The organism is Aureimonas sp. AU20, assembly GCF_001442755.1.
GTDB lineage: Bacteria > Pseudomonadota > Alphaproteobacteria > Rhizobiales > Rhizobiaceae > Aureimonas.
This window is the reverse complement of record NZ_CP006367.1, coordinates 357,650-368,821: the sequence shown is the minus strand read 5'-3', so window position 1 is coordinate 368,821 and position 11,172 is coordinate 357,650. Positions and strand designations below refer to the sequence as shown.

Below are 11,172 nucleotides of genomic sequence, written 5' to 3'. Positions count from 1 at the left end.
CTGTTTCACGTGAAACAGGAGAGGGCGTTCCTGATTGTCGCGCTGGGCGAAGTCAGAGTTCCCCGCGTTCGGCGATCGAGGACGCCACCGCCGCTGAACCATGACCCGCTCAAAAACGCCGGGACAATTGGCTCTCAAGCGCTCATCTTCTCGAAATCACCATCGCCGTCCAAATCCATCGCGAAGCCATTGGCCGCGACGGGCGGGGCGCTCTTGGCGGGGGCGGCGGCGCGCTTGGGGGCCTGCGTCTCGGCGAAGTTCTGCGCCTTGGCCTGAAGCGCGTGGACGGTCTCCACGCGCGGGGCAGCCGGCGAAGCCGCGGGGGCGGCCGGGGCCGCCGCCTGGACGGGAGCTGACGGCACGTCCGCGCCGGGGGCGAGCTTGAAGAAGCGGGCGCTCTCCTGCAGACGGCGCGCTTCGGCCGAAAGCTGTTCGGCGGTCGCGGACATTTCGTTGGCCGCGCCGGCATTGGTCTGCGTCACTTGGTCGAGCTGGCCGATCGCCTGGTTGATCTGGTCGATGCCGATCGACTGCTCGCGGCAGGCGGCCGAGATTTCCGACACGAGTTCGGCCGTCTTCTGGATGTCGGGCAGAAGCGCATTCAGCATCTGCCCGGCTTCCTCGGAGGTCAGAAGCGACTGCGTCGATAGCGTGCCGATCTCGGCCGCCGCCGACTGCGAGCGCTCGGCGAGCTTGCGCACTTCGGACGCCACCACCGCGAAGCCCTTGCCGTGCGAGCCCGCGCGCGCCGCCTCGATCGCGGCGTTGAGAGCGAGAAGATCGGTCTGGCGGGCGATTTCCTGAACGACGCGGATCTTGTCGGCGATCACGCGCATCGCCTCCACCGAGGCCGTCACGGCCTTGCCCGAGCGTTCGGCGCTGGCGGCGGCTTGAACGGCGATCTTCTCGGTGGTCGAGGCGTTGTCGGCGTTCTGGCGCACGTTGGCGCTCATTTCCTCGATCGCGGCCGAAGCCTCTTCCGAGGCGGCGGCCTGTTCGCTGGAGCCCGCCGAAAGCTGCTCGGCCGTCGTGGCCGACTGGCTGGAGCCCGACGCCACCTGGTCGGACGAGGCGGCCACCACGGTGGCATAGTCCGACAGCTTGACGCTCATGGCGTTCATGGCGCCGAGAAGGTCGTCCAGCTCGTCGGCCTTTCCTGCCGCGACGCGCTGCGACACGTCGCCTTCGCCGATGGCGTTGGCAAGGCGAACCGCCTTGCTCAGGCGCCGCGAGATGGACAGGGCGATCCAGGCCGCAGCCCCGGCGCCCAGAACCACCGCGCCGGCGACGAGGCCGAGCAGCATCAGACGCATGGACTCATAGGCGCTGGCGGAACGCGCGAGATAGGCTTCGGCCGACTTCGAGGCCCCGGCCGCCAGCTCTTCCAGCCGCTGGGCCGCCGCCACCGCCATCGGACCCTGCTTGGTGTCGGCGAGCGTCTGTGCCTTGGCGAGCCAGTTCGCGACGCCGACATCGGTGGCCGCGCGCATCAGCTTGAAGCTCTCGGCCCAGGCGTCCCGTAGGCCCGGCACGCTGGAGGCGAGCTTGGGATGGCGCGTGGCCAGCGCGGCGAGGCTCGCGCGGATCTGTTCGTCCAGCGCGTTCAGCCGTTCGCTGGAGCGCGCGATCTCGGCGTCGTCCGAAAGCGCGAGCGCGCGTCCCATCTGGACGCGTGCATCGAGAACCGCCGTCGCGATGCCCTGAAGCGCCTCGCGCGCCGTCAGCGCATCGACGCTCGTGGTCGACAATCCGTTCTGCAGCGCCTTCAGACCGCTGGTCATGCCGGCCACGGGCTGGTCCGTGGTCAGGAAGGCGGTTTGAGAGGCCGAGACATCGGCCTTATCGCCCGCCTCGAAGGCGGCGTCCGACGCCGCCTTCAGTTCGGCGATCATCGGCTCGACATCGGCATAGGCCTTGCGGTCCTCGGCGGGCATGGTGCGCAGGATGTCGGCCAGCGTGGTCTCGATCGACTGCCAGTTCTCCTGATACTCGGCGGCAGTCCCTTTGAGCTTTTCCGGATCGGACGTGAAGAAGGAAGTCAGGATGTCCCGGCGCACGACTTCCAGCGAGGTCGCGATCCCCTTGGTGCCGTCCACCTGCCGGAACGGCCCTTGCGCGAAGTCCTGCAGCATGGCGTTCGTGCTCGCCAGCGAGGAGACACCGAAGTAACCGACCGCACCCGTCAAGAGGAGGGTCGCCCCGAAACTCGCGCCGAGTTTGAGCTTGATGTTCAGACGCATGGGAGCTCGTCTCCGGCACTGGCCGCGCAGTGATGGTTAAGGGATGCTTTCGTACCCTCAGGTTTCACACGGAAGTGTTGATTTGAATTTAACCCAGTTTCCCGTTTCCTGTCGCGAAGCTGACTGCGACAAGATTGTCTCGCGTTCCAGATTCCGTGCCGAACCCGAACCGGCGGGTCGCCTCACACCGAGCGGGTCACGCCGCCGTCGACGCGGATGTTCTGTCCGGTGATGTAGCCGGCCCCCTCGGAGGCCAGAAAGGCGATCGTGGCGGCGACTTCGTCCATGCGGCCATAGCGGCCCATCGGCACGCTGGCGCGCCTCTCGTCGGTTCCCGGCAGGCTGTCGATCCAGCCGGGCAGGACGTTGTTCATGCGGATGCCGCTGGCAGCAAAGCCGTCGGCATAGATCTTGGTGTAGGCGGCGAGACCCGCGCGAAACACGGCCGATGTCGGAAACAGGGCGCTCGGCTCGAAGGTCCAGGCGGTGGAGACGTTGACGATCGCGCCGCTTCCCTGCGCCTGCATGATCGGCGTGACGAGGCGGGTCGGGCGGATGACGTTGAGCAGATAGGTGTCGAGCCCGGCATGCCAGTCTTCGTCGGTGATCTCGACGATCGGCGCGCGCGGCCCGTGGCCGGCGCTGTTGACGAGGACGTCGATCCGGCCCCAGCGCTCCATGGTCCCGTCCACGAGCCGCCTCAGATCCTCGTTCGACTGGTTCGACCCCGTCACGCCGAAGCCGCCCAGCGCGCCGGCCAGCGCCTCGCCCTTGCCGGAGGAGGACAGGATCGCGACCTTGTAGCCGTCCGCCGCGAGGCGCCGCGCCGCCGCCGCGCCCATGCCGCTTCCCCCCGCGGTGACGATGGCAGTCTTCTCGGTCATGTCGGTTCCTTTCCGCTGTGCGGCTTTGGGCTCGCGAAGCCCGGCCTCGTGCCGCCATCATGGCTCGCGGGGCGGGTTTCGCGAAGTCCCCTCGCCACCCCGCCCTGTCAGGCGGCGGGCGGGCCGACCGGCCGCACCGCCTTCTGGAAGGCGGGGCGGCTTTCGAGGCGCGCGGCATAGGCGGAGATGGCGGGATAGGGGCCGAGATCCAGCGGGCGGACATGGCGGCGGAAGGTCGTGAACGGATAGGCCATCATGATATCGGCCGCCGTGAAGGCCTCGCCCGCCAGATAGGGTGAGCGCGTCAGCTCTTCCTCGATCATCCGCAGATGCGTCAGGGTTCCCGCCCGCACCCGCGCCATGCCGGGATGGGCGTCGGCGTCCGGCAGCATGCGGTCGAGCGACCATTCGCGAAGGAGCTGCAGCATCAGCGAGCCCTCCGCGTAGTGCAGCCAGTAGAGATAGCGGGCGAAGTTCGGCGCGCCCGGCGCCACCGCCAGCCGGCCCCCACCATAGAGCGCCAGGATATATTCGACGATCGCGCCCGACTCCGCCAGAACGACATCACCATCGTAGATCACCGGCGCGCGGCCGAGCGTGTGCGTCTTGCGCATCGCGTCCGGCGCGAACAGATCCGGCTGCCGCTCGAAGGCCTCGACCTCGTAGGGCAGGCCGAGCTCCTCCAGGAGCCAAAGCACGCGTTCGGAACGGGAGCGGTCGAGATGGACGAGTTTGATCATGCCCCGGTTCTAGGGCAGGCCAAGCGAGCGGCGAGGAGGGTTGCCAAAGGCGACCTACCCAAGCCCCGGCGTCAGTTGCGGAATACGAAGCGGGAATAGCCGAGAAAGCTGAAGGCGAGGGCGGCGGCGGAGGCGAAGATTAGCGCGATCAGCGGATTGACGGCTGGCAGGGTGAGGATCAGCGCGGAGTAGACGGCATAGTTGATGCAGGACGAGACAAGGCCGACCGACCCGTATCGAACGCCTTCCGCCAGCACCGTTCGGCTCGACGCGCCGAATGTGAAGAGCCGGTTGCACTGCCAGGTGACGAGGAGGGCCAGCGCGATGGCGATGACGCGCGCCGCGAGCGGGCCAAGAGAAGTCTGGTGGAGGAGGAGTGCCAGCGTGCCGAAATCCACGAGGAAGCCGAGAAAGCCGACCAGGCCGAAGCGCATCAGCCGCTTCATGCCGCATCCGCCGCTCGGGGCTTGCGATAGACGGGGACCGCCGGGGCCTCGCTCACGCCGGTCTGCGGCACGCTCATATAGTGGAGGCGCAACTGCTCGACCCTGGCATGCGCCAGCGAATCGAGGATCAGGCCCGCCGTCAGCAGAAGCAGGCCCATCATCATGAGCGCCATGGAGAAGATCCAGGTCGGCAGCCGGCTGACGAGGCCCGTAGTGAAATATTCCAGAAGCACCGGCGTCATGAAGGCGAGGCTCGCCAGAAGCGAGAGCGCCGAAAAGGCGCCGAACACCGCGAAGGGCCGGGTTTCCTTGGCCAGAACGGCGAGCATCCAGAGAATCTTGGCGCCGTCGCGAAAGGTCGAGAGCTTGGAGACCGACCCTTCCGGTCGCCGTCCGTAGGGCAGCTCCATCTCCGCGATGGGCAGTTTCAGCCGCGCGGCATGGACCGACATCTCCGCCTCGATCTCGAAGCCGCCCGACATGGCGGGAAAGCTTTTGACGAAGCGTCGGGAAAAGGCGCGGTAGCCGGAGAAGATGTCGGTAAAGCCCTGGCCGAAGAGCGAGGCGTAGAGCCGGTTGAAGACCCGGTTGCCCAAGGCATGGCCCTGCCGGCCCGCATCCTCCCGCACGCCGCGCCGCGTGCCCACCACCATGTCAGCCCGCTCGGACAGGAGCGCGCGGATCAGGTGCTCGGCGTCGGCCGGCGCATAGGTCCCGTCGCCATCGGCCATGACGTAGATGTCCGCCTCGATGTCGGCGAACATGCGGCGCACCACGTGGCCCTTGCCCTGCCGCCGCTCCCGCTCGACCTCAGCCCCGGCCAGCATGGCCTGAAGCGCGGTGCCGTCGGTGGAATTGTTGTCGTAGACGTGGATGGTGGCTTCGGGCAGCGCCTCGCGAAACCCGCGCACCACTTCGGCGATCGTCGCCGCCTCGTTGTAGCAGGGAAGAAGGACGGCGATCCGGCGTCCGAAGATCTGGCCCATGTCTCTTATTCACCAAGCGATAGGCGAACAGGCGCGCCCGCAAGGCCGCGTCCGAGGGGGCGGGCCGGCTTTACCTTTTATTGGGCCGGTTAAGACTAGGTTTCGCCCGCCCTGAAACCTGAGGAAATGGCCGATCGGCCATGAGGATCGATGGCCCGCGAGACAGGCTCCAGCGCTTCCCCCGGCCGGCAGGCCCGTCGCGTGGCGCTCTACGGAGCCGCGACCATTATCTTCATCTGCCTCATCACCCTGCCCCAGGCGCGCGACTATGTCGGCGCCGACAATGACGACGCCATGCGGCTGGTGGAGGTTCGCGACTTCCTGGCCGGGCAGGGCTGGTTCGATCTCATGCAATATCGCCTTGGCCTGCCGCCGGGCGTCCTCATGCACTGGTCGCGTCTGGTGGATGCGCCGATCGCCGCGCTGATCCGCGCTTTCGCCACGCTCTTCGACCGCGAACGGGCGGAGGCGCTCGCCCTCGCCGCCTGGCCCCTGTCGCTGACGCTGCCGGTGCTGGCCGCCTTCGGTTCTGCCGGGCAGGCGCTGGGCGGGCGGGTGGCGAGCCACGTCGCGCTGATCCTGTCCTCGATCTATCTCGCGACCTCCAACCGCTTCCTGCCGGGCGCGATCGACCATCACAATGTGCAGCTGGCGCTGGTGGCGGTGATGACGGCGGTTCTCGTCACCCGGCCGGGCTGGCGGGGTTATGCGCTGGCCGGGGCGGCGGCAGGGGCAGCGCTCGCCGTCGGCGCGGAGACGACGCCTCTGGTGGCTGCGGTCTGCGGCCTCGTCGCAGTGACCTGGGCTCTGGAAGGGCGGGCGTTCCAGGGTCGCTGCGTCGCCTTCTCGCTGGGGCTGGCGCTCGGCGTCACGGCCTTGTTTTTCGCCACGATCCCGCCCGCCCGCTATTGGGTGGTGACCTGCGACGCGCTGTCCTTCGGCTTCTATGCCCTGGCTGTGGCCGGCGGCGGGTTTCTCGGCCTCGCCGGCCTTCTCGCCAGCGGGCGGGGGCGGGTGGCGAGGTTCGCCTGCCTTGCCGCGATCGGCGCGCTGACCGGCGCGCTGGCGGTGCGGATCGCGCCGGACTGCCTCGGCAACCCGCTGGCGGGGCTCGACCCGATGCTGGTCACGCTCTGGCTCGACAAGGTGAGCGAGGCGCGCTCCATCGCAGCCCTCGCGCGCACGGAGCCCAATCTCCTCGGTAGTCTCTACGCGCCCGGCCTGTTCGCTTTGGCGGCCTGCGCCTTCGCCCTGTGGCGGGGGGAGCGCGTCCGGGCTCATGCGGTGCTGGCGGTTCTGCTTCTGGTCTCGCTGGGCGTCGCCATCGTGCAGGTGCGCGGGGCGATGTTCTCCAATCTCCTGGCGATCGTGCCGCTCTCCCTGCTTCTGGCGGATCTGCGGGCGCGCCATCTCGCGGCGAAAGGCCGGCTCGCGCCGGCGCTCGCCTTCGGGCTCGCCGCGCTCTGCGCGCCTTCGGCGCCCTGGGCGGTGGCGGGCTATGTCTTGCTCAAGAAGCCGGCGAAGCTGGAGGCGGCGGTGGACTCGCGCCAGGAGAACGCTGCCGATCAGGCAAGCCCGAACTGCTACGGCGCGGCGGCTATGGCCCCGCTCGCGGCTCTTGAGCCGACAACGGTCGCCGCCGATGTCGACGCCGGAACCTGGATCCTGCGGTTCACGCCGCACCGCGTGCTCGCCGCGCCCTATCATCGCAACCAAGCCGGCATGCTGGCCGAACTGCGGATCGCCCTGGCACCGCCGGCCGAGGCCGAAGCGCTGCTGCGAAAGGCCGATGTCGGCGTGATCGCCCTTTGCGAGGCCGACGGGCCGCGCGGCGCCTTCAAAGGCCCCTACGAGAACGGCCTCTTCGCCCGGCTCGCGGCCGGCGACGTGCCCCCTTATCTCGAACCGCTCCCCTTCGCGGACGGGCTGCGGCTCTACCGCGTCAGGCCTGCGAGCTGAAAAACCGCTAAGGCTGGAAGGCAGAGGCGATCAGGCGGCGTGTGTAGGGATGGGTCGGGTTCGCCAGAACCTCGGCGGTCGCGCCCCGCTCGCAGATCTGGCCGCTCTTCATGACGACGACATTGTGGCAGAGCGCCTGCACCACCTTCAGGTCGTGGCTGATAAAGAGATAGGTCAGGCCGTGGCTGCGCTGAAGGCCGCGCAGAAGCTCGATGATCTGTGCCTGGACGGAGAGGTCGAGCGCCGAGGTCGGCTCGTCGAGGAGCACGAATTCGGGGCGAAGCACGATGGCCCGCGCGATGGCGATGCGCTGGCGCTGGCCGCCGGAGAACTCGTGCGGGAAGCGATTGAGGCAGTTGGGGTCGAGATCGACATCGCGCAGCGCTTGACGCACCAGCGCTTCGCGCTCGGCCCCCGATGCGCCGATCTTGTTGACGACGAGCCCTTCCTCCACGAGGTCGCGCACCGACATGCGCGGGTTGAGCGAGGCGAAGGGGTCCTGGAAGACGACCTGCAGCTGCGTGCGCAAGGGGCGCATCTCAGCCTTGTCTCGCCCTTCCAGATGCTCGCCGCGCCACAGGATCTCGCCGCCGCGCACGTTGAGAAGGCGCAGCATCGCCTTGCCGAGGGTCGACTTGCCCGAGCCCGATTCGCCCACGATGCCGAGCGTTTCGCCGCGCCGGATCGACAGGGTGACGTCGTCGATCGCGCGCAGGGCATGGGTCTTGGAGCGCAGGAGCCCGCCCCAGCGAATGTCGAAGAAGACGTCGAGATTGCGCGCCTCCATGACCACCGGCGCGCCGTCCGGGATCGGATCGGGCAGGCCGCGCGGCTCGGAGGCGAGGAGCTTTCGGGTGTAGGGATGGGCGGGCGCGTCGAACACCGCCGCCGTTTCGCCCCGCTCCACGATCTCGCCCTTGCGCATGACGCAGACCCGGTCCGACCGGCGGCGCACGATGCCGAGATCGTGGGTGATGAGGATCAGCCCCATGTCGCGCTCGCGCTTCAGCGCGTCGAGGAGATCGAGAATCTCGGCCTGGACGGTGACGTCGAGCGCGGTGGTGGGCTCGTCGGCGATCAGGAGATCGGGCCCGTTGGCGATCGCCATCGCGATCATGACGCGCTGGCGCTGGCCGCCGGAAAGCTGGTGGGGATATTGCGACAGGCGCATTTCCGGCTCGGGAATTCGCACCTGGCGCAGGAGGTCCAGCGCCTCGGCGAGCGCGGCCTTGCGGGGCATGGGCCGGTGCGTGGTGATCGCCTCGGCGATCTGGTCGCCGATCCGGTAGATCGGATTGAGCGAACTCATCGGCTCCTGGAAGATCATGGCGATGCGCCCGCCGCGCACGGCCCGCATCTGCCGGTCGGTGAGCTTCATCAGGTCCTGGCCGAGGAAGCGGACGCGGCTGTCCTTGGAGAGGGCCGCGTTGCCGGCGAGAAGCCGCATCACCGCGCGCGAGGTCACGGACTTGCCCGAGCCCGATTCGCCCACGATCGCCAGCGTTTCCCCCCGGTCGACATGAAAGGCGCCGTTGCGCACCGCCTCGACCGCCCCGTCCTCGTGGCGGAAGGTGACGGACAGGTTCTCGACTTCGAGGAGATGGGTCATGGGCGTGGCTCCTATTTCGAGGTCGGGTCGATCGCGTCGCGCAGGGCGTCGCCGAGCATGTTGAAGCCGAGCACGGTGACGAGGATCGCGCCGATGGGCGAGAGCACCCAAGGATAGGAGCCGAGCGTCTGGAGATCGCTTGCCGCGTTCAGCAGCATGCCCCAGCTGACCAGCGGCGGGCGCACGCCGATGCCCAGGAACGACAGGAAGCTTTCCAGAAGCACGATGGTCGGGATCATCAGCGTGGTCGCGACGATCACATGGCCGAGCACGTTCGGCAGGATGTGCTTGAGGAGGATGCGCGGGGTGCTCGCCCCGATCGCCTCGGCCGCGCCGATATAGTCGAGCCGGCTGACGAGCAGCGTCTTGCCGCGCACCTCGCGCGCCAGCTGCGCCCAGCGCAGCGCCGAAAGGATCAGCGCCAGTCCGATGAAGACCAGGAAGGCATCGGTGTTGCGCGGGATCACGACCACGAGCGCGAAGTAGAGGGGCAGTTCGGGAAGCGCCAGGACGAACTCCACGAGGCGCTGGATCCACTCGTCGCCGCGCCCGCCGAGATAGCCCGACAGGATGCCGACCAGCGTGCCGACCGTGACCGAGATCGCCACCACGAGGCCGGCCATCAGCAGCGTCAGCCGCGAGCCGACCAGAAGGCGTGAGAGCATATCGCGCCCGTCGCGGTCGGTGCCGATGACGTTGAAGGCGCAGCCCTGCGGGGCGGCCAGAAGATGCCGGTCGAAGGTGAAGCCGAGCATCCGGTAGGACCAGCCACGGCCGAGGAAGGTCGGCTGGCAGCGCGTTTGCGTGTCGATCGTCGGCACGAGCAGGAAGGTCGCGGGGTCCAGCTCGAAGCTCATCGGGTGGGTGAAGGGCACGAGATGGAACCCGTCCTCCGCCATGAAATGCAGCCGCTGCGGCGGCTGGTAGATGGCTTCCGCGTTGCGCGCGTTGGGATCGTAGGGCGCCAGGAAGTCGGCGAAGACGGCGGCGAGCGCGACGAGGGTGACGAGCGCGAGGCCGATCATGCCCAGCGGATTGCGCCGGAAGCGGCGCCAGACCGAGGCGCGGTAGGAGCGCGACTTGACGTCGGCGGGCGCCTTGGCGTCGGCGAGGAGCCCTTCCTCGCGGGCGGCGTCTTCGGGGTGCTGAAGGCGGCGCTCCTCGTCCAGCGCGGTTTTGGCGTCCAGAAGCGTCATCGGAAGGCCCCCTGCCGCACGCGCGGGTCGAGCGCGGCGAGCGCGATGTCGGCCAGGAAGTTGCCGATCACGAGGATCACCGCGAGGATCATGAAGATCGAGGCCGTCACGTAGATGTCCTCGACGAGAAGCGACTGGAGCATCAGCGGCCCGATGGTGGGGATGGCGAGGATGATCGCGGCCTCCAGCTCGCCCGAGACCATGTAGGGCATGATGAGGCCCTGGTTCATGATGAGCGGGTGGATGGCGTTCGGCACGGCGTGCTTCATCACCACCTTGCGCTCGGGCAGGCCCTTGGCGCGCGCCGCCTCCACATAGGGCTGGCGCAACACGTCGAGCAGGTTGCCGCGCATGACGCGCAGATTGTAGGCGAGCCCGCCGAAGGCCGCGATCAGGACCAGCGGCCAGACATGGGCGACGAGGTCGAGGAACTTCGCCACGCTCCAGGGGGCCAGCACGTAGGGCGCCGAGAAGAGCGAGCCGATCGTCGGCGAGCGCCAGACGAAGGCCAGGAGATAGAGGATCACCAGCGCCATGAAGAAGCGCGGGATGGTCATGCCGAGAAAGGCGATCACGGTCGCCGCCCGGTCGCCCCAGCGGTGCTGGTGGACGGCGGCGAAGATGCCGAGGCCACATCCGATCAAGGTCGCCAGGAGGTGGCAGACCACGGCGATGCCGAGTGTCCACCAGATGCGCTCGCCGATCACCGCGATCGCCGGCCGGTTCTGCAGGAAGGAGGGGCCGAAGTCGCCGCGCGTGACAATGCCGCCGATCCACTTGGCGTATTGGACGGGCAGGGGGTCGTTGAGGCCGAGGCTTTCGCGCGTCTGCTGCGCCAGCCGCTCGGCATCCGCTTCGCCCATGCCGCCCCGGCTCATGGCCGTGGCCTTGATCGTATCGCCGTAGTCGCCGGGCGGCGCCTGGATCAGGGCAAAGGACACCAGACTCACCGCGAAGACGAGGCCCAGCGCGGAAACGAAGCGGCGGAGGACGAAGCCGAGCATGGAAGGCTCCCTTGCGGCTCTGGGAAGAAAGGCGAGGGCGAAGCGGGCTGCTTCGCGAAACCGGGGCGCTCCGCAAAAGCGGGCTGCTTCGCCCAGCTGACCGGCGAA

9 protein-coding genes are annotated in these 11,172 nt (G+C 68.5%); 1 reads left to right on the top strand and 8 read right to left on the bottom strand.

The genetic code is table 11. From position 1 onward, the window contains the following. Nucleotides 1-134 precede the first annotated feature (134 nt). From M673_RS01665 to M673_RS01645, 5 genes are all read right to left on the bottom strand, one after another. Nucleotides 135-2,240 carry a HAMP domain-containing methyl-accepting chemotaxis protein gene (locus tag M673_RS01665; RefSeq protein WP_061973088.1) on the bottom strand — a complete coding sequence of 702 codons (2,106 nt, stop codon included), beginning with the start codon at nt 2,238-2,240 and terminating at the stop codon, nt 135-137. 182 nt (nt 2,241-2,422) lie between these two features. Next, nucleotides 2,423-3,124, bottom strand: a complete 702-nt coding sequence (locus M673_RS01660) for an SDR family oxidoreductase (RefSeq protein WP_061973086.1) — start codon at nt 3,122-3,124, stop codon at nt 2,423-2,425. A gap of 107 nt (nt 3,125-3,231) precedes the next feature. Then, nucleotides 3,232-3,864: a glutathione S-transferase family protein gene (locus tag M673_RS01655; RefSeq protein ID WP_061973084.1), complete on the bottom strand. Its 633-nt coding sequence runs from the start codon at nt 3,862-3,864 to the stop codon at nt 3,232-3,234. Nucleotides 3,865-3,935: 71 nt separating this feature from the next. After that, complete coding sequence (locus tag M673_RS01650; RefSeq protein WP_061973083.1) at nt 3,936-4,310, bottom strand: GtrA family protein; 375 nt, start codon at nt 4,308-4,310, stop codon at nt 3,936-3,938. Continuing rightward, nucleotides 4,307-5,296, bottom strand: a complete 990-nt coding sequence (locus M673_RS01645; RefSeq protein ID WP_061973081.1) for a glycosyltransferase — start codon at nt 5,294-5,296, stop codon at nt 4,307-4,309. The genes M673_RS01650 and M673_RS01645 overlap by 4 nt, the downstream gene beginning before the upstream one ends. Before the next feature lie 150 nt (nt 5,297-5,446). Between M673_RS01645 and M673_RS01640 the strand changes: the two genes are divergently transcribed. Further along, a complete protein-coding gene (locus M673_RS01640) occupies nt 5,447-7,255 on the top strand; it encodes a hypothetical protein (protein ID WP_061973080.1) in 1,809 nt (602 codons plus the stop codon). A gap of 7 nt (nt 7,256-7,262) precedes the next feature. Here M673_RS01640 and M673_RS01635 read toward each other — a convergent pair whose 3' ends face one another. From M673_RS01635 to M673_RS01625, 3 genes are read right to left on the bottom strand one after another with little or no spacing between them, the layout of a single operon-like run. After that, complete coding sequence (locus M673_RS01635) at nt 7,263-8,864, bottom strand: ABC transporter ATP-binding protein (protein WP_082639118.1); 1,602 nt, start codon at nt 8,862-8,864, stop codon at nt 7,263-7,265. An 11-nt stretch (nt 8,865-8,875) separates the two neighbouring features. Next, entirely contained in the window at nt 8,876-10,060 is a 1,185-nt protein-coding gene (locus M673_RS01630) for an ABC transporter permease (RefSeq protein WP_082639117.1), read from the bottom strand. Further along, nucleotides 10,057-11,064 carry an ABC transporter permease gene (locus tag M673_RS01625; RefSeq protein ID WP_061973078.1) on the bottom strand — a complete coding sequence of 336 codons (1,008 nt, stop codon included), beginning with the start codon at nt 11,062-11,064 and terminating at the stop codon, nt 10,057-10,059. Before M673_RS01625 ends, M673_RS01630 begins: the two co-directional genes overlap by 4 nt. Nucleotides 11,065-11,172: the final 108 nt, after the last annotated feature.

Excerpts from the sequence above, each read along its gene's own strand:
- M673_RS01650 (WP_061973083.1), bottom strand. The coding sequence starts at position 4,310 with ATGAAGCGGCTGATGCGCTTCGGCCTGGTCGGCTTTCTCGGCTTCCTC.
- M673_RS01655 (WP_061973084.1), bottom strand. The coding sequence starts at position 3,864 with ATGATCAAACTCGTCCATCTCGACCGCTCCCGTTCCGAACGCGTGCTT.
- M673_RS01645 (WP_061973081.1), bottom strand. The coding sequence starts at position 5,296 with ATGGGCCAGATCTTCGGACGCCGGATCGCCGTCCTTCTTCCCTGCTAC.
- M673_RS01625 (WP_061973078.1), bottom strand. The coding sequence starts at position 11,064 with ATGCTCGGCTTCGTCCTCCGCCGCTTCGTTTCCGCGCTGGGCCTCGTC.
- M673_RS01635 (WP_082639118.1), bottom strand. The coding sequence starts at position 8,864 with ATGACCCATCTCCTCGAAGTCGAGAACCTGTCCGTCACCTTCCGCCAC.
- M673_RS01640 (WP_061973080.1), top strand. The coding sequence starts at position 5,447 with ATGGCCCGCGAGACAGGCTCCAGCGCTTCCCCCGGCCGGCAGGCCCGT.
- M673_RS01630 (WP_082639117.1), bottom strand. The coding sequence starts at position 10,060 with ATGACGCTTCTGGACGCCAAAACCGCGCTGGACGAGGAGCGCCGCCTT.
- M673_RS01660 (WP_061973086.1), bottom strand. The coding sequence starts at position 3,124 with ATGACCGAGAAGACTGCCATCGTCACCGCGGGGGGAAGCGGCATGGGC.
- M673_RS01665 (WP_061973088.1), bottom strand. The coding sequence starts at position 2,240 with ATGCGTCTGAACATCAAGCTCAAACTCGGCGCGAGTTTCGGGGCGACC.